Here is a 15910-nt window from a genome sequence, read left to right as displayed (position 1 = left end):
GCGGGCGTCACCGCGGCTCGCCCATCCCGCCCATCAGCGTCATCAGCTGTTCGCGCAACCACCGGCTGCCCTGATCCTGATCGGCGCTGCGATGCCAGTAGCAGAAGTATTCGAGGCCCGGCATCTCGAACGGCAGTTCGAGAATGCGCGCCGGGTAGCGCTGAAGCAACCGCAGCGGCGCCGTCAGCGCGAGATCGCCGCGCATCGCGATCAGCGGCGCGACCATGTAGTGCTGCACGCGCATCTGGATGGTGCGGCGCAGCCCGAGGCGCGTCAGTTCCGCATCGACGTGCCCGCTGCCCTTGCGGCGGCTCGACACGTGGATGTGTCCCATCGACAGGTAGTCGTCCATGGTGAGCGTCGCGCCCTTGAACGGGTGATCTTCCCGGATCATGCACGCATAGCGGTCGCGCACGAGCAGCGCCTGGTGCAGGTGCGGATCGCCGATCAGCGGCGCGTCGATCGCGATGTCGACCGAGCCGCTCGCGAGCGCGGTCGCGACCTCGCGGCGATCCATCGTGTAGCTGCGCACGTGCATGCCGGGCGCATGGGTCTGCAGCAGCTCGCCGAGCGCGGGCAGCAGCAGCGCTTCGGTGAGGTCGCTCATGCTCATCCGGAACACGCGCGTGGACGACGCGGGATCGAACACGTCGCCTTCGTGCGCACTCGAATCGAGCAGCTGCATCGCCTCGCGCACGCGTCCGACGATGTTCTCGGCCAGCGGCGTCGGCATCATCCCGGCCGGCGTGCTGACGAACAGCGGATCGTCGAGGGTCTTGCGCAGCCGCGCGAGCGCGTTGCTGACGGCCGGCTGCGTGAGATGCAGCACCTCGGCCGCCCGCGTCAGGTTGCGCTTGGTGTAGATCGCGTCGAATACGACGAACAGGTTCAGGTCAATCTTCGAGAGGCGCATCGCCGGATCTCCTTGCCGGCATCTTACGGCGCGCGCCGCCCGTTCGTCCACGCCCCTGCGCATCGCGGCGCGGCGCTCAGCCGCGCGGCGGCGGCGTCAGGTACGCGGCCGTCGAACCCGGCTCGCCGTCCTTGATCTCCATCCGCGCGATCGCTTGCAGATGCACCTCGTCCGGGCCGTCCGCGAAGCGCAGCGCGCGGCCCCAGGTCCACAGGTCGGCGAGCGGCGTATCGGGGCTCAACCCCGCCGCGCCGAACACCTGCATCGCGCGATCGCAGACGTTCGTATATACCGTCGGCACGAGCGCCTTGATCATCGCGATTTCCTTGCGCGCGGCCTTCGCGCCGACCTTGTCGATCATCCAGGCGGCCTTCAGCACGAGCAGGCGCGCCTGGTCGATCTCGATGCGCGATCGCGCGATCCATTCCCCCACCGTGCCGTGCCGGTTCAGCGGCTTGCCGAACGCCACGCGCGACTGCGCGCGGTCGATCATCAGTTCCAGCGCGAGCTCGGCCGCGCCGATCGAACGCATGCAGTGGTGGATGCGGCCTGGCCCCAGGCGCGCCTGCGCGAGCGCGAAGCCGCTGCCTTCCTGGCCGAGCAGGTTGCGCACCGGCACGCGCACGTTGTCGAACGTGATCTCGCAATGCCCTTCCGGCGCGTGGTGATTCACCACCGTGATGTTGCGCACGATCGTCACGCCCGGCGTGTCGCGCGGCACGAGCATCATGCTCTGCTGCTGGTGCGACTCGGCCTCGGGGTCGGTCTTGCCCATCACGATGAAAATCCGGCAGTTCGGATGCGCGGCGTTGGTGATGAACCACTTGCGGCCGTTGATCACGTATTCGTCGCCGACGCGCTCGATGCGGGTCGTGATGTTCGTCGCGTCCGACGACGCCACGTCGGGCTCCGTCATCGCGAACGCGGAGCGGATCTCGCCGCGCAGCAGCGGCAGCAGCCACTGCTCGCGCTGCTCCGGCGTCGCGAACATGTGCAGCAGCTCCATGTTGCCGGTGTCCGGCGCGTTGCAGTTGAACACCTCCGACGCCCAGCCCACCCGCCCCATGATCTCGGCGAGCGGCGCGTATTCGAGGTTCGTCAGGCCCACGCCGGGCTCGTCGTTCTTCAGGTGAGGCAGGAACAGGTTCCACAGCCCTTCCGCTTTCGCGCGCGCCTTCAGGTCTTCCATGAACGACACGGGATACTTGCCCGCATGCACTTCCTCGTTCCACTGGCGAATGCGCGGCACGATGTGCGCGTCCATGAACGCGCGCACGCGCTCGCGCAGTTCTTCCACTTTCGGGGTGTAGCCAAAATCCATGATCGACTCCTCGATTCGGTTCGTCCGGTCAGCTTCGTCCGGTTCGGTCAGAACGCCGAGACACCGCCGTCGACGGCGACGGCCTGCCCGGTCAGATAGGTGTTTTCCTTCGCGCACAGCGTCAGCATCGTCGCGACGATTTCCTCGGGCCGGCCGAGCCGCTTCATCGGCGAGCCCTGCGCGAGAAAGGCCTGGCGGTCGCCGATATCGCCTTCGGTGACCATCGGCGTCGTGCTGTAGAACGGGCACACCGCGTTCACGCGGATGCCGTGGCGCGCGTATTCGAGCGCGGCCGTCTTCGTGAGCCCGACCACCGCATGCTTCGACGCCGCGTACGCGGCCAGCTTCGGCGCGCCGCCGAGCCCTGCCATCGACGCGACGTTCAGGATCACGCCCGCGTGCTGCGTGAGCATCTGGCGGATCTGGTGCTTCATCCCGAAGAACACGCCCTTCGCGTTCACCGCGAAGCTCAGGTCGAGATCGGCTTCGTCGGTATCGATCAGCGCCTTCATCGGCGGCGCGATGCCCGCGTTGTTGATGCCGACGTCGAGCCGTCCGAAGCGGGCCGCGGCCGCCTGCACCAGCGCGGCCACTTCCGCCTCCACGCGCACGTCGCAGCGCCGCGCGATCACGTCCGCGCCGGCCGCGCGCAGCGGCGCGGCCACGCGTTCGAGCGCCTCGCCGTGCAGATCGCCGAGCGCCAGCCGCGCACCCATCGCGGCAAGCTCGCCCGCGAGCAGCGCGCCGAAGCCGCTCGCGGCGCCGGTGATCATCACGGCCTGCCCGGCGTAGCTGTCGATGTTCATCGCGCGCTCAGATCGTCAGGCCGCCGTCGACGACGATACATTCGCCGTTCGTGTAGCTCGCCGCGTCCGACACCAGATACAGCACGGTGCCGGCCATTTCGTGCGGCTCCGCGTGGCGCTGCAGCGGAATCTTCGCCTTCCACGCGTCGTAGATGTCCTTGTCCGCGAACAGCGCGCCCGCGAACTTCGTCTTCGTGAGGCCCGGCAGCAGCGCGTTCACGCGGATCCCGAGCGGCCCGCACTCCTTCGCGAACGCCTTGGTCATGTTGACGACGGCCGCCTTCGTGATCGAGTAGATGCCCTGCCGGTCGCCCGGCTGCAGCGCGTTCACCGACGCCGTGTTGACGATCGCGCCGCCGCCGTGCGTCTTCATCAGCTTGCCGGCCTCGACCGACATGAAGAAGTAGCCGCGGATGTTCACGTCGACGGTCTTGTCGAACGCGGCGAGGTCGGTATCGAGGATGTGCCCGAAATACGGGTTCGCGGCCGCGTTGTTCACCAGGATGTCGAGCCGCCCGTGCTTGCCGCGGATGTGCTCGAACGTCGCGGCGATGTCCTCCAGCCGCCCGACGTGGCAGGCCAGCGCCTCGGCGCTGCCGCCCGCCGCGACGATCGCGTCGGCCACGGCCTGGCAGTCGTCGCGCTTGCGGCTCGACACGATCACGTGCGCGCCCTGCTCCGCCAGCAGTTTTGCGATTTCCTCGCCGATGCCGCGGCTCGCGCCCGTCACGAGGGCGATCTTGCCCGTCAGGTCGAACAGATTCGTTGCCATGTTGCCGTGCTCCTCCATTGATGGAATGTCATGCCGCCGTGCAGTGAAGCCGGCGATCTCAGCGGTGTGCGTCGATCACGCCGACGGCCAGTTCGGCGAGCCGCCCGGCCATCGCGCCGACGCGCAGCGCCTGCTCGCTCGACGCGTTGCCCTGCAGCGCGCGCGCCTTCACGCCCTGCGCGATCGCCGCGAGCCGGAAGAAACTGAACGCGAGATAGAAGTGCCAGTCGCGGATCGGCTCGATGCCGCGCAGTTCGCAATAGCGCGCGACGATCGCCGCTTCGTCCGGGATGCCGAGCGACGCGCGATCCTGGCCCGCGAGCCCGCGCACCTGCCCGCCGGCCGGCAGCCGCAGGCACATGCAGAAATACGCGAGATCGGCGAGCGGGTTGCCGAGCGTCGACAGTTCCCAGTCGAGCACGGCCTGCACGCGGTAGCCGTCGCGCGCGAACATCAGGTTGTCGATCCGGAAATCGCCGTGCACCAGCGCCGGCCGGCCCGTATCCTCGGGGCACGCCTTCGGCAGCCAGTCGATCAGCGTCTCCATCGCGTCGAGGCGCTCCGTTTCGGCCGCGCGATACTGCTTCGTCCACACGCCGATCTGGCGTTCGAAATAGTTGCCGGGGCGGCCGTAGTCGGCCAGGCCCACCGCGTCGACGTCGACGTCGTGCAGCGCGGCCATCGTCCGCAGCAGCGCGTCGTAGCAGGCCGCCCGATCGTCCTTCGGCAGTTCCGGCAGCGCGGGATCCCAGAAGATCCGGCCGTCCTCGAAGCTCATCACGTAGAACAGGCTGCCGATCACGTCGCGGTCAACGCAGAGGTGATACGGGTGCGCGACCGGCACCGCGGTGCCCGACAGCGCGGTCAGCACGCGGAATTCGCGGTCGACCGCGTGCGCGGACTTCAGCAGTTCGCCCGGCGGCTGGCGGCGCAGCACGTAGCGGCCGCTCTTCGCGTTCAGCAGGAAAGTCGGATTCGACTGGCCGCCGGCAAACTTCTCCATGTCGACCGGGCCTTCGAAGCCCGGCAGGTGCGTTTCCAGATAGCGCGTGAGGCGGGCTGCGTCGAGTTGCTGGGAAGGGTTCGTCATCGTCGCGATCGTTCGTGGGTCAGCCGTAGGTTCGCAGCGCGTGCCGTTCGGGATCCTCCAGATGCGGGATGCCGTTGAACGACGCGAGGTGGAACGCATCGGCGTTGAAGAAAAACTGCGAAAGACTGCTGTTGCGGATCTGCAGGTTCAGCGCGATCGCGCTCGACGGCGGCGCGGCGAGCACCTGCTGCACGGTGACCGCGATCGGGCCGCCGGAGCTCACCGCGAGCACGCGCTGGCCGCCGCCGTGGCGGATCGCGGCGCGCGCGTCGGCGACGCGCTGCTGGAAGTGCGCCCAGGTTTCGGGGGCCGCGTCGCCGAGCTTGTCCTCGGTCCACAGCTGCAGCACCTGCCGGAGCGCGCGAAAGTGTGCCTTCATCGAGCCGGCGGCGAGCCGCGCGATCTCCGGATGGTCGTGGGCGGCGGCCGCGAACAGCCCGTGGAAGTCGTATTCGTTCAGGCCCGGATGGCGATCGACCGGCGCGCCCTCGCGGCCCATTCCGCGCAGGATCGCGTCGACCGTCTGCGCGTGGCGGTTCATCGTGCCGCAGATCACGCGGTCGAATGCCAGCCCCTGCCGTGCGAAGTACTCGCCGAGCCAGACGCCCTGCTGCTCGCCGCCCGCGGAAAGCCGGTCGTAGTCGTCGGTGCCGAACGACGCCTGCCCGTGCCGTACCAGAAAGAGTTCAGCCATCGCATGCCCGCCAGATAGAAGGATTCAGCATAGCGAGCGGTCCGGCATTTTTAAAATTTATTTGATGAATGGCCCGGCATTCACCATCGGAATGACCGCTTCGCCATTCCGCCGCGCCGGCGCGCGCCGCCGGGCCGGCCGACCTATACTGCTCCGCCCGGCCCGATGCAAGGAACCCGCCCATGCCGCATTCCCCGCCCGACAACCTGCCCCGCTACCGCCTGCTGACAGGCAAGGACGACGCCGCGTTCTGCCATCGTGTTTCGGACGCGCTGGCGCTCGGCTACCGCCTGTACGGATCGCCCGCCGCCACCTTCAACGGCGACCACGTCGTCGTCGCGCAGGCGCTGCTCTGGCCGGACCGCCCCGGCGATCCCGACGGCCCTTCCGGCGCCTGATCGCGGCGGGCGCACCGGTGCGCCTTGCTTCGTGCTCGCAGGTCCGGCCGTTCCGGCAGGGCCGCCTCCTCCGTTCGGCTGCACAAGCCGTGCGGTAGTATGGCGATCCGATGGAACCCCGATGGACCTGAACGAATGGCCATGCCCGAATCTTCCTCATCTTCCGGCGCCGGCCAGGGCGCCCAGGCGCTCGTCCTCATTGCCGAGGACGAGCCCGAGATCGCCGAGATCCTGATCGCCTATTTCGCGCGCAACGGCCTGCGCACCGTGCACGCCGCCGACGGCCGCCGCGCGCTCGAGCTTCACCTGTCGCTGAAGCCCGACCTCGTGCTGCTCGACGTGCAGATGCCGCACGTCGACGGCTGGAAGGTGCTCGCCGAGATCCGCCATCGCGGCGACACGCCGGTCATCATGCTGACCGCGCTCGACCAGGACATCGACAAGCTGACCGGGCTGCGCATCGGCGCCGACGACTACGTGGTCAAGCCGTTCAACCCGGCCGAAGTCGTCGCGCGCGCGCAGGCCGTGCTGCGCCGCTCGATGGCCGGCACGCGCCAGGAAGAACAGCGCGTGCTGCGCGCCGCGCCGTTCGAGATCGATCTCGAACGCCACGAGGCCACGGTCGAGGTCGGCCGCACGCGCCACACGCTCGTGCTGACGCTCACCGAGTTCAAGTTGCTCGCGCAGCTCGCGCGTGCGCCGCGGCGCGTGTTCAGCCGCGCCGAGCTGATGGCCGCCTGCCTGCCGGAAGGCGACGCGCTGGAACGCACGGTGGACAGCCACGTCAGCAAGCTGCGCAAGAAGCTCGACGATCTCGGCGTACAGGGCGTGCCGGCGAGCGTCCGCGGCGTCGGCTACAAGCTGTGGAGCGGCGAATGAAGCTCGAGGGCCTGAGCCGCCAGATCGCGCTGACGATGGCCGGGATGGTGTTCGGCGTGACGCTGCTGATGGTGATCACCGCCTACACCTTCTATTACTTCGCGTTCAACTACTGGCCCGCGAAATTCGACACGAAGAGCTTGCTGCCGACCGGGCCGGAATGGGTGTGGCTGATCTCGACCACGTCGGTCGGCCTCGCGCTGTCGGTGGCGGTCGCGGTCAATCTCGCGCGCCGCATCCTCGTGCCGCTCAACTCGGTCACGGACAGCATCCGCCGCGTCGCGCGCGGCGATCTCGACGCGCGCGCCGTCGCGGGCGACCGCTCGCTGCACGAAGCCGCGCTGCTCGCCGATCACTTCAACGCGCTCGCCGACGAGCTGCAGCGCGTCACCAACGAGCAGGCCATCTGGAACGCGGCGATCGCGCACGAACTGCGCACGCCCGTGACCGTGCTGCGCGGGCGCCTGCAGGGGCTCGCCGAAGGCGTGTTCCAGCCCGACGAGGCGCAGTTCCGCAGCCTGCTCGCGCAGGTCGAGGGGCTGACGCGGCTGATCGAGGATCTGCGCGTGGTCAGCCTCGCCGACGGCGGCCACCTGAGCATCGAGATCCGCGACACCGACCTCGCCGCCGAGGTGCGCGCCGTGGTCGACGTGTTCACGCACGCGCTGCAGGCCGCCGGCCAGCGCCCGGTACTCGATCTCGACCCGCGGCGCATGAGCTGCGACCCGGTTCGCATCCGCCAGGCCCTGCTCGCGCTGCTGGAAAATGCGCGCCGTCACGCGGTGCCCGGCACGATCCGGATCCAGACGCGCGTCGAGCGCGGCCTGTGCCGGCTGCGCGTCGAGGACGACGGCCCCGGCATCCCGGCCGATTTCGCGGCGCACGTGTTCAAGGCCTTCCGGCGCGGCGACGAATCGCAGCCCGGCGGCAGCGGGCTCGGGCTCGCCGTCGTCGCGGCGATCGCGCATGCACATCGCGGCGAAGCCGTCTGCATGCCGTCCGGGGCGGGCGGCACGCGATTCGAAGTGCAATGGCCCGACAACCTCGTGCCGACGCCCCACGACGCGCGCTTTCCGGCGTAAGGCGGCGCTCCGCCCCCTCAAGCGCGCGGTTCGCGCCCGACCTGCTCGAGCGGCGGGCTGAACCCGAGCACCGTGTACTCGGTCACGGACACCGTCCCCTTGCCGGCCGCGCCCTGCACGACCACCGCGCGCACGGCGCCGGCCCGGTCGAATTTCAGGCGCGTGCCGACCGTCGCGTTGCGCAGCGCCTCCAGTTCCTCGATCCGCGCGATCGCCAGCTTGCGCACCGCGCCGGACACGTACACCGGCAGGAACACCAGCGCGATGAAGATCGACACCGCTTCCTTCGACACGCTGTGCAGCACCGGCTGGCCGGACATCACGAGCGACAGCGACGTCGCGGCGACGAAGATCGCGAGCACGGTCGCGCCGACGCCGAGCGACGAGAAGCGCTCGGCCGCCTTCTTCATGCGCGCCTTCACGAGCGCGCGCGCGGCCGCGGACGTCACGAGCCATTCGCGCTGCGCGCCGTAGAACCCGCCGATGCCGAGAAACAGCGTCGCCACCGCGCTGATGGCGATGCTCGGGTACAGCGCTTCGAACATCATGCAGACGAATTCGAGCACGAACACGATCACGAGCGGCCCCAGCAGCAGACGGAACGAATAGCCGTCGCGGCCGTGCCCGCGGATCCACCATTTCACCGGCGCGAGCTGCCAGAAGCGGCTCTCCGGGCGCAGCGAAAGTTCTTCGTTGTCGGTCAATGCTTCACCTGTGGCGTTCCGTTGCGTCCGGCCCGGCCGGAACAGGATTGAATACCCGGGGTTATCGATTGATCCCAAAGATTCATTAGACAGTGTCTCCGCCGCCGCGCGATGCTGGCCTCGCCAGTGAACGCGGCGTCATCGCCATGCCGCGCACGAACATGGAGTGAGACACATGCCCAACGACCATCGTCAACGGCGCCACACGCTGTGGCTGCTGTGCGCGCTTTCGTTCATCCTCTACGTCGACCGCGTCAACCTCGCGACCGCGGCCGGCGCGATCAAGGCCGAACTCGGCCTGTCGAATACCGAGCTCGGCGTCGCATTTTCCGCGTTCGCGTATTCGTATGCAATCTGCCAGATCGGCGGCGGCTGGATCGCCGACCGGTTCGGCGCCCGCATCACGCTGATCGGCTGCGGGCTGATCTGGGTCGCCTCCACCTTCATGACGGGGCTCGTGCACAGCCTCGGCCTGCTGTTCGCCGCGCGCCTGCTGCTCGGCATCGGCGAAGGCGCGACGCTGCCGGCCCAGGCGCGCGCGATCACGCACTGGTTCCCGCGCGAGCGGCGCGGCGTCGTGCAGGGCTTCACGCATTCGTTCTCGCGGCTCGGCAATGCGGTCACGCCGCCGATCGTCGCCGCGCTGATGACATGGCTGTCGTGGCGCGCCGCGTTCTTCGTGATCGGCGCGGTGACGCTCGTATGGCTCGCGTGGTGGATCGTCGGCTTCCGCGAACATCCGCGCGTCGACGACGACGGCCGCGCGCGCGCCGCCCGCCCCGCACCGCCGTCCGGCCCGACGCCGTGGGGGCCGCTGCTGCGCCGGATGGCGCCGGCGATCTTCGTCTACTTCTGCTACGGCTGGACCGCCTGGCTGTTCTTCACGTGGCTGCCGACCTTCTTCCTGAACGGCCAGGGCCTGAACCTGAAATCGACCGCGCTGTTCGCGTCCGGCGTGTTCTTCGCGGGCGTGGTGGGCGACACGCTCGGCGGCTGGCTCTGCGACCGCATCTACCGGAAGACCGGCAACCTCGCGCTGTCCCGCCAGAGCGTGATCGTCGCGAGCTTCGCCGGCGCGCTCGCCTGCCTGCTGCCGCTCGCGTTCGTGCACTCGACGGCCGGCGTCGCGCTGTGCCTGTCCGGGTCGTTCCTGTGCCTCGAACTGACGATCGGGCCGATCTGGGCCGTGCCGAGCGACATCGCGCCGGCCCACGCCGGCATCGCGAGCGGGATGATGAACGCCGGTTCCGCGATCTCGGGCATCCTGTCGCCGATCCTGTTCGGCCTGCTCGTCGACCGCACGGGAAGCTGGACGGTGCCGTTCGTCGGCTCGGTCGCGATGCTGCTGATCGGCATCGTCGCCGCGCTGCGGATTCGCCCGGACCGCACGCTGTCGGCATCGCTGCCGCCGCTCGCCGCCGCGCCCGCCGCACCGTCGGTGCGTTGAAACCGCCCCCGCGCCGCCGGCGCGCCTCGGGCCGCTCCGCGGTGCGCGGACGGCGCGGACGGCGCGCCGCACCGCATAGTCAGCCGCCGCCCGCCCCCGCCCCGTCTCCATGAAACAGCGCGAGAAACTGCTGCGCGGGCACGCTCAGCGGCCGGTCGCGCCGCACGAGGCTGCCGTACGACGGCAGCTTCTGTTCGAGCGCGAAATCGATGATCGCGACCAGCCCGTGCTCCGCGTTGCGCTGCGCCACCGTCAGCGGAATCACGCCGAGCATCGGCGAACGGTCGACGAGGTTCATCGTCGTCAGGATCGACCCCGTCTCGACCAGCCCGCGCGGCATCGGCCGGTGCCGCGCGCGGAACTCGCGCTCGACGACCTCGCGCGCCGGGCTGCCGGCCGGCTGCAGGATCCAGGCGTAATCGAGCAGCGCGTCGAATCCGACCGGCCCCGCGCCCGCGAGCGGATGATCGCGGCCCGCGATGATCGCGAGCGCCTCGTCGTCGACCACGCGGAAGTCGCAATCGGTCCCGACGTTGCGGCCGATCACCACTTCGAGCACGCCTTCGCGCAGCTGCGGCATCAGCCGGTCGCTCGTGTCCACCGCGATGTCGATCGCGAGCAGCGGATACCGCGCCTTCAGTTGAACCAGCGCCTCGGTCAGCCGCCCCGGCGACGCCGCCATGATGCTGCCGATCGCGAGCCGCCCCGCGCTGCCGAGCTGCAGCTCGCCGAGCTCGCGGTTCAGCGCCTCCACGCTGCCGCGAATTCCGCGGAAATAGCCGAGCACGCGCTCGCCGGCCGGATTCACCACGAGCCCGCGCCCGATCCGGTCGAACAGCCGCTGGCCGAGCGCGCTCTCCAGCTCGGCCAGCATCTTCGTCGCGGCCGGCTGCGTGAGGCCCATCTGCTCGGCCGCCGCGCGCAGCGTCGAGCATTCGTCCACGGCCAGCAGCAGCGCGATCTGGCGCATGCGCAGCCGGTTCAGCAACTGCGGGGTCGAGTCTCGTCGGTCGATCGAGCCCATTTCCGATTACTCCTGGTTATCGATTCATCAAGAGTTTTCAATTTACCGACTCATTCCGTCTACCTAGCATGAACCCCATACACGAACGGCCACGCGCCGCCACCGGAGACACCGCATGAACGCCCCCTCGACCGCCTCCCCCCTGCCCGTCGTCGCGCTGACGCTGGGCGACCCCGCCGGCATCGGCGCCGAACTGATCGCGAAACTGCTCGCCCGCCCCGACGCGACCGCCCGCGCGAATCTCGTGCTGATCGGCGATCGCTGGCTGTGGGAAGCCGGCCAGCGCACCGCCGGCGTCACGGTCGACGTCGAACCCGTCGCGTCGCTGGCTGACGTGCGCGGCCGGCCGTCGAGCGCGCGCGCCGCATTCGTCGAAGTCGACACGATCGATCCTTCGCTGGTCGCCGTCGGCCAGCCCGGCGCGGCCGGCGGCCGCTCGACGCTCGCCGTGCTCGACCGCTGCCTCGACGCGGCGCTCGCCGGCGACATCGACGCGATCTGCTTCGCGCCGCTGAACAAATACGCGATGAAGCTCGGCGGGCTGCGCCACGACGACGAGCTGCACCACTTCGCCGAGGCGCTCGGCGTGACCGGCTATTTCTGCGAATTCAACACGCTCGGCGAACTGTGGACGGCCCGCATCTCGTCGCACATTCCGCTGAAGGACGCGGCCGGCTGCCTGAGCATCGAGCGGATCGAGCAGGCCTCCGAACTGATCTACCGGTCGCTGCTCGCGAACGGCGTCGCGGCGCCGAAGGTGGCGATCGCCGCGTTCAACCCGCACGGCGGCGACGGCGGCAGCTGCGGCCGCGAGGAAGTCGACATCATCGAGCCGGCGGTGCGCAGGCTGCAGTCGCGCGCCTGGCCGACCGACGCGCCGTTCCACGGCCCGTTCCCCGCCGACACGATCTTCCTGAAGGCGCAGGCCGGCGATTACCAGGCGATCGTCACGATGTACCACGACCAGGGGCAGATCGCGATCAAGCTGCTCGGCTTCTCGCGCGGCGTGACCGTGCAGGGCGGGTTGCCCGTGCCGATCACGACGCCCGCGCACGGCACCGCGTACGACATCGCGGGTCGCGGCACGGCCGACGTCGGCGCGACCTGGCAGGCGCTGCAGATCGCGTGCCGGATGGGCGCCGCGCGCCGCACCCCCGCCATTCCCGCGTGACGGCCGCGCCGGCCGCCCGCCTTTCACACACGACAACATCGACTCTCGGAGACACGCCATGAAAATCCGGTCCGTGCGCGCACGCGTATTCCAGTGGAAAGGAAAGACCGTCCCGCCGCAAGGCAACTTCTGCTCGAACGCGATGGATCTGCTGTACGCGCCGCAGGAAACGATGAGCACGTTCCGCTTCCATGCGTGGACGGTCGTCGAGGTCGAGACCGACGACGGCATCGTCGGCCTCGGCAACGTCGCGCTCGCCCCTCACGTCGCGAAGGTCATCATCGACCAGTACCTCGCGCCGCTCGTGATCGGCCAGGACCCGTGGGACTACGAATACCTGAACCAGCGGATGTACCGCGCCACCCACGCGTGGGGCCGCAAGGGCATCGGCATGGCGGCGATCTCGGCGGTCGACATCGCGATCTGGGACATCCTCGGCAAGAGCGTCGGCAAGCCGGTGTTCAAGCTGCTCGGCGGCCGCACCAAGGAAAAGATCCCCTGCTACTACTCGAAGCTCTACCGCACCGACCTGAAGGCGATGCAGGACGAGGCGCAGCAGTACCTGAAGGAAGGCTTCCGCGCCTTCAAGATGCGCTTCGGCTACGGCCCCGCGCACGGGCAGCAGGGCGTGACCGAGAACCTGAAATCGGTCGCGGCGATCCGCGAGGTGATCGGCTACGACAACGACCTGATGCTCGAGTGCTACATGGGCTGGAACCTCGAATATGCGAAGCGCATCCTGCCGAAGCTGGAGAAGTACCAGCCGCGCTGGCTCGAGGAACCGGTGATCGCCGACGACATCGACGGCTACGCGGAGCTGAACCGCCTGACGCGCATCCCGATCTCGGGCGGCGAACACGAATTCTCGCTGTACGGCTTCAAGCAACTGCTCGACCGCAAGGCCGTGTCGGTCGTGCAATACGACACGAACCGCGTCGGCGGGATCACGATGGCGCACAAGATCAACGCGCTGTGCGAGGCGTACAGCGTGCCGGTGATTCCGCACGCGGGCCAGATGCACAACTATCACCTGACGATGAGCACGCTCGCGTCGCCGATGAGCGAGTACTTCCCGATGTTCGACGTCGAGGTCGGCAACGAGCTGTTCTATTACATCTTCGACGGCGAGCCGGTGGCCGAGAACGGCTTCCTGCAACTGCGCGACGACGTGCCGGGCCTCGGCCTCACGCTGAAGACCGAGTACCTCGACCAGTTCGACATCGTCGAGTGAGGCCGATCATGAACGCACGCTACCAGGGCGTCTTTCCGGTCGCGCCGACCATCTTCGATGCGCACGGCGCGCTCGACCTCGACGGCCAGCGCCGCTGCCTCGACTTCATGATCGACGCCGGTTCGCACGGCATCTGCATCCACGCGAACTATTCGGAGCAGTTCGCGCTCGGCGACGACGAACGCGACCTGATCACGCGCACCACGCTCGAGCATGTCGCGGGCCGCGTGCCCGTGATCGTCACGACGTCGCACTTCAGCGCGCGGATCTGCGCGGAACGCAACCGGCGCGCGCAGGCGCTCGGCGCGGCGATGGTGATGGTGATGCCGCCTTACCACGGCGCGACGTTCCGCGTGCCCGACGCGCAGGTGCGGGCGTTCTTCCGCGAAGTCGCCGACGGCCTCGACATTCCGCTGATGATCCAGGACGCGCCCGCGAGCGGCGTCGCACTGCCCGCGTCGCTGCTCGCGACGCTCGCGCGCGAGATCGACGCGGTGTCGTACTTCAAGATCGAGACGGCCGGCGCCGCGTCGAAGCTGCGCGAGCTGATCGCGCTCGGCGGCGCCGCGATCGAGGGGCCGTGGGACGGCGAGGAAGGCATCACGCTGCTCGCCGACCTCGATGCCGGCGCAACCGGCGCGATGACGGGCGGCGGCTATCCGGACGGAATCCGCCGGATCACCGACGCGTATTTCGCCGGGCGCCGCGACGAAGCGTACGCGCAGTACGCGCGCTGGCTGCCGCTCATCAACTACGAGAACCGCCAGTCAGGCTTCCTGACCGCGAAGGCGCTGATGCGGGAAGGCGGCGTGATCGCGTGCGACCGGCCGCGCTCGCCGTGGCCCGAACTGCATCCGCAGGTGCGCACCGGCCTGCTCGACACGGCGCGGCGGCTCGATCCGCTCGTGCTGCGCTGGGGGCGCTAGACACAGGTTCACCCGTGCGATGTCGCGACGCCGCGGCGTCGCGCAACGACGGCCGGCGCGATGCCGGCGCGTCAAGGCGTGACGGCGGTCCGTCAGAAGACCGCCGCCGCCCACCAACCCGATCGGAGACACCATGACCCTGTTGACCCCGGCCACCCCGGCATACGACGCCGGCGAAGCCGTTCCGCGCCGCCGCTGGCTGCGCGTGATCCCGCCGCTGCTGCTCGCCTGCATCATTTCCTACATGGACCGCGTGAACATCGCGTTCGCGATGCCCGGCGGGATGAACGCCGATCTCGGCATGGACGCGACGATGGCCGGGCTCGCGGGCGGCATCTTCTTCTTCGGCTACCTGTTCCTGCAGATTCCCGGCGGCCGGCGCGCGGCGCTCGGCAGCGGCAAGACCTTCATCGCGTGGTCGCTCGTGAGCTGGGCCGTGCTGTCGGTGCTGACCGGGCTCGTCACGCACACCTGGCAACTGCTGACGCTGCGCTTCCTGCTCGGCGTGGCCGAGGGCGGCATGCTGCCCGTCGTGCTGACGATGGTCAGCCGCTGGTTTCCCGACCGCGAACGCGGCCGCGCGAATGCGATGGTCATCATGTTCGTGCCGCTCGCCGGCATGATCACCGCACCGCTGTCCGGCTTCATCCTCGCCGCGTACGACTGGCATCACCTGTTCTTCAGCGCGGGCGCGCTGTCGCTGCTGTGCTTGGCCGTGTGGCTGCTGTTCGCCGACGACGGCCCGGAGACCGCGCGCTGGGTGTCGCCGCGCGAAAAGGCGTACATCCTCGACGCGCTGCGCGACGAGCAGGAGCGCAAGCGCGCGGCCGGCGCGCCGGCCGCCGGCTCGTTCGGCGCGCTGCTGCGCAACCCGACGATCTGGCTGCTCATCGCGATCAACTTCTGCTATCAGGTCGGCATCTACGGCTATACGATGTGGTTGCCGACGCTGCTGAAGAATCTCACGCACGGCGGGATGGGCAGGATCGGCCTGCTCGCGATGCTGCCGTATGTCGCGATGGTGATCGGGATGTTCGTCACGTCGTATTTGTCTGACCGAACCGGCAAGCGCCGCCTGTTCGTGCTGCTGCCGCTCGTCGGTTTCGCCGCGTGCCTCGCGCTGTCGGTGCTCACGCATGCGTCGATGGCCGTGTCGTTCACGTTCCTGATCGGCTGCGGCTTCTTCCTGCAAGCGGCCGCCGGCGTGTTCTGGGCGATCCCGCCGAAGCTCTGCAGCGTCGAGACGGCCGGCAGCGCGCGCGGCCTGATCAACGCGCTCGGCAATCTCGGCGGCTTCTGCGGCCCGTATGCGGTCGGCGTACTGACCCAGCACGTGAGCGCGGCGGCCGGCGTGTACAGCCTCGCCGTCACGCTCGCGGTGGCCGGCCTGCTCGCGCTGACGTTGCCGAAGCGCTGCGAGCACTGACCCCCGATACGGCCTGCGAACGAAAC

The 15910-nt window shown here is 69.2% G+C and carries 16 protein-coding genes; 8 read left to right on the top strand and 8 right to left on the bottom strand.

Translation table 11 applies throughout. The annotated features are described in order from the left end of the window. Positions 1–7 precede the first annotated feature (7 nt). From GQ56_RS0103085 to GQ56_RS0103060, 6 genes are all read right to left on the bottom strand, one after another. Entirely contained in the window at positions 8–913 is a 906-nt protein-coding gene (locus GQ56_RS0103085; RefSeq protein ID WP_031397245.1) for a LysR family transcriptional regulator, read from the bottom strand. A 76-nt stretch (positions 914–989) separates the two neighbouring features. Beyond that, a complete protein-coding gene (locus GQ56_RS0103080) occupies positions 990–2234 on the bottom strand; it encodes an acyl-CoA dehydrogenase family protein (RefSeq protein WP_031397244.1) in 1245 nt (414 codons plus the stop codon). Between the two features lie 47 nt (positions 2235–2281). Beyond that, entirely contained in the window at positions 2282–3040 is a 759-nt protein-coding gene (locus GQ56_RS0103075; protein WP_031397243.1) for an SDR family NAD(P)-dependent oxidoreductase, read from the bottom strand. Positions 3041–3047: 7 nt separating this feature from the next. Continuing rightward, positions 3048–3812: an SDR family oxidoreductase gene (locus GQ56_RS0103070; RefSeq protein WP_031397242.1), complete on the bottom strand. Its 765-nt coding sequence runs from the start codon at positions 3810–3812 to the stop codon at positions 3048–3050. 58 nt (positions 3813–3870) lie between these two features. After that, positions 3871–4902 carry a phosphotransferase gene (locus tag GQ56_RS0103065; protein ID WP_031397241.1) on the bottom strand — a complete coding sequence of 344 codons (1032 nt, stop codon included), beginning with the start codon at positions 4900–4902 and terminating at the stop codon, positions 3871–3873. A gap of 19 nt (positions 4903–4921) precedes the next feature. Next, positions 4922–5596: a histidine phosphatase family protein gene (locus GQ56_RS0103060; RefSeq protein ID WP_031397240.1), complete on the bottom strand. Its 675-nt coding sequence runs from the start codon at positions 5594–5596 to the stop codon at positions 4922–4924. Between the two features lie 182 nt (positions 5597–5778). Between GQ56_RS0103060 and GQ56_RS0103055 the strand changes: the two genes are divergently transcribed. The 3 genes from GQ56_RS0103055 (at position 5779) to GQ56_RS0103045 (ending at position 7955) form a co-directional block, all read left to right on the top strand. Further along, positions 5779–5994 (top strand): DUF1737 domain-containing protein, encoded by a 216-nt coding sequence (locus GQ56_RS0103055; protein WP_031397239.1) that lies wholly within the window; start codon positions 5779–5781, stop codon positions 5992–5994. 141 nt (positions 5995–6135) lie between these two features. Continuing rightward, positions 6136–6873, top strand: coding sequence for a response regulator (locus GQ56_RS0103050; RefSeq protein WP_031397238.1), 738 nt, complete (start codon positions 6136–6138; stop codon positions 6871–6873). Next, positions 6870–7955 carry an ATP-binding protein gene (locus GQ56_RS0103045; protein WP_031397237.1) on the top strand — a complete coding sequence of 362 codons (1086 nt, stop codon included), beginning with the start codon at positions 6870–6872 and terminating at the stop codon, positions 7953–7955. The genes GQ56_RS0103050 and GQ56_RS0103045 overlap by 4 nt, the downstream gene beginning before the upstream one ends. A 17-nt stretch (positions 7956–7972) precedes the next feature. Here the strand turns inward: GQ56_RS0103045 and GQ56_RS0103040 are convergent, their stop codons facing one another. Continuing rightward, positions 7973–8659 carry a hypothetical protein gene (locus GQ56_RS0103040; RefSeq protein WP_031397236.1) on the bottom strand — a complete coding sequence of 229 codons (687 nt, stop codon included), beginning with the start codon at positions 8657–8659 and terminating at the stop codon, positions 7973–7975. Positions 8660–8834: 175 nt separating this feature from the next. On the opposite strand from GQ56_RS0103040, the gene GQ56_RS0103035 reads away from it, so the two are divergent. After that, a complete protein-coding gene (locus tag GQ56_RS0103035) occupies positions 8835–10106 on the top strand; it encodes an MFS transporter (RefSeq protein ID WP_031397235.1) in 1272 nt (423 codons plus the stop codon). A 79-nt stretch (positions 10107–10185) separates the two neighbouring features. On the opposite strand, the gene GQ56_RS0103030 is transcribed toward GQ56_RS0103035, so the two are convergent. Then, positions 10186–11130: a LysR family transcriptional regulator gene (locus GQ56_RS0103030; RefSeq protein WP_031397234.1), complete on the bottom strand. Its 945-nt coding sequence runs from the start codon at positions 11128–11130 to the stop codon at positions 10186–10188. A gap of 115 nt (positions 11131–11245) precedes the next feature. Between GQ56_RS0103030 and GQ56_RS0103025 the strand changes: the two genes are divergently transcribed. The 4 genes from GQ56_RS0103025 to GQ56_RS0103010 all read left to right on the top strand — a co-directional run bounded on the left by GQ56_RS0103025 (position 11246) and on the right by GQ56_RS0103010 (position 15884). Then, a complete protein-coding gene (locus GQ56_RS0103025; protein ID WP_031397233.1) occupies positions 11246–12301 on the top strand; it encodes a 4-hydroxythreonine-4-phosphate dehydrogenase PdxA in 1056 nt (351 codons plus the stop codon). Between the two features lie 58 nt (positions 12302–12359). Continuing rightward, a complete protein-coding gene (locus GQ56_RS0103020; RefSeq protein ID WP_031397232.1) occupies positions 12360–13532 on the top strand; it encodes an L-rhamnonate dehydratase in 1173 nt (390 codons plus the stop codon). An 8-nt stretch (positions 13533–13540) separates the two neighbouring features. Further along, on the top strand, positions 13541–14458 hold the full coding sequence (locus tag GQ56_RS0103015) for a dihydrodipicolinate synthase family protein (protein ID WP_031397231.1): 918 nt from the start codon (positions 13541–13543) through the stop codon (positions 14456–14458). Between the two features lie 133 nt (positions 14459–14591). Then, positions 14592–15884, top strand: coding sequence for an MFS transporter (locus GQ56_RS0103010; protein ID WP_031397230.1), 1293 nt, complete (start codon positions 14592–14594; stop codon positions 15882–15884). Positions 15885–15910 lie beyond the last annotated feature (26 nt).

This window comes from Burkholderia paludis (assembly GCF_000732615.1).
GTDB lineage: Bacteria > Pseudomonadota > Gammaproteobacteria > Burkholderiales > Burkholderiaceae > Burkholderia > Burkholderia paludis.
Note: the sequence above shows the minus strand (reverse complement) of the source record. Positions and strands in the feature narration are given on the sequence as shown.

What these genes read in the sequence shown, in the direction of transcription:
- GQ56_RS0103085 (WP_031397245.1), bottom strand. Translation starts at nt 913, where the DNA reads ATGCGCCTCTCGAAGATTGACCTGAACCTGTTCGTCGTATTCGACGCG.
- GQ56_RS0103080 (WP_031397244.1), bottom strand. Translation starts at nt 2,234, where the DNA reads ATGGATTTTGGCTACACCCCGAAAGTGGAAGAACTGCGCGAGCGCGTG.
- GQ56_RS0103075 (WP_031397243.1), bottom strand. Translation starts at nt 3,040, where the DNA reads ATGAACATCGACAGCTACGCCGGGCAGGCCGTGATGATCACCGGCGCC.
- GQ56_RS0103070 (WP_031397242.1), bottom strand. Translation starts at nt 3,812, where the DNA reads ATGGCAACGAATCTGTTCGACCTGACGGGCAAGATCGCCCTCGTGACG.
- GQ56_RS0103065 (WP_031397241.1), bottom strand. Translation starts at nt 4,902, where the DNA reads ATGACGAACCCTTCCCAGCAACTCGACGCAGCCCGCCTCACGCGCTAT.
- GQ56_RS0103060 (WP_031397240.1), bottom strand. Translation starts at nt 5,596, where the DNA reads ATGGCTGAACTCTTTCTGGTACGGCACGGGCAGGCGTCGTTCGGCACC.
- GQ56_RS0103055 (WP_031397239.1), top strand. Translation starts at nt 5,779, where the DNA reads ATGCCGCATTCCCCGCCCGACAACCTGCCCCGCTACCGCCTGCTGACA.
- GQ56_RS0103050 (WP_031397238.1), top strand. Translation starts at nt 6,136, where the DNA reads ATGCCCGAATCTTCCTCATCTTCCGGCGCCGGCCAGGGCGCCCAGGCG.
- GQ56_RS0103045 (WP_031397237.1), top strand. Translation starts at nt 6,870, where the DNA reads ATGAAGCTCGAGGGCCTGAGCCGCCAGATCGCGCTGACGATGGCCGGG.
- GQ56_RS0103035 (WP_031397235.1), top strand. Translation starts at nt 8,835, where the DNA reads ATGCCCAACGACCATCGTCAACGGCGCCACACGCTGTGGCTGCTGTGC.
- GQ56_RS0103030 (WP_031397234.1), bottom strand. Translation starts at nt 11,130, where the DNA reads ATGGGCTCGATCGACCGACGAGACTCGACCCCGCAGTTGCTGAACCGG.
- GQ56_RS0103025 (WP_031397233.1), top strand. Translation starts at nt 11,246, where the DNA reads ATGAACGCCCCCTCGACCGCCTCCCCCCTGCCCGTCGTCGCGCTGACG.
- GQ56_RS0103020 (WP_031397232.1), top strand. Translation starts at nt 12,360, where the DNA reads ATGAAAATCCGGTCCGTGCGCGCACGCGTATTCCAGTGGAAAGGAAAG.
- GQ56_RS0103015 (WP_031397231.1), top strand. Translation starts at nt 13,541, where the DNA reads ATGAACGCACGCTACCAGGGCGTCTTTCCGGTCGCGCCGACCATCTTC.
- GQ56_RS0103010 (WP_031397230.1), top strand. Translation starts at nt 14,592, where the DNA reads ATGACCCTGTTGACCCCGGCCACCCCGGCATACGACGCCGGCGAAGCC.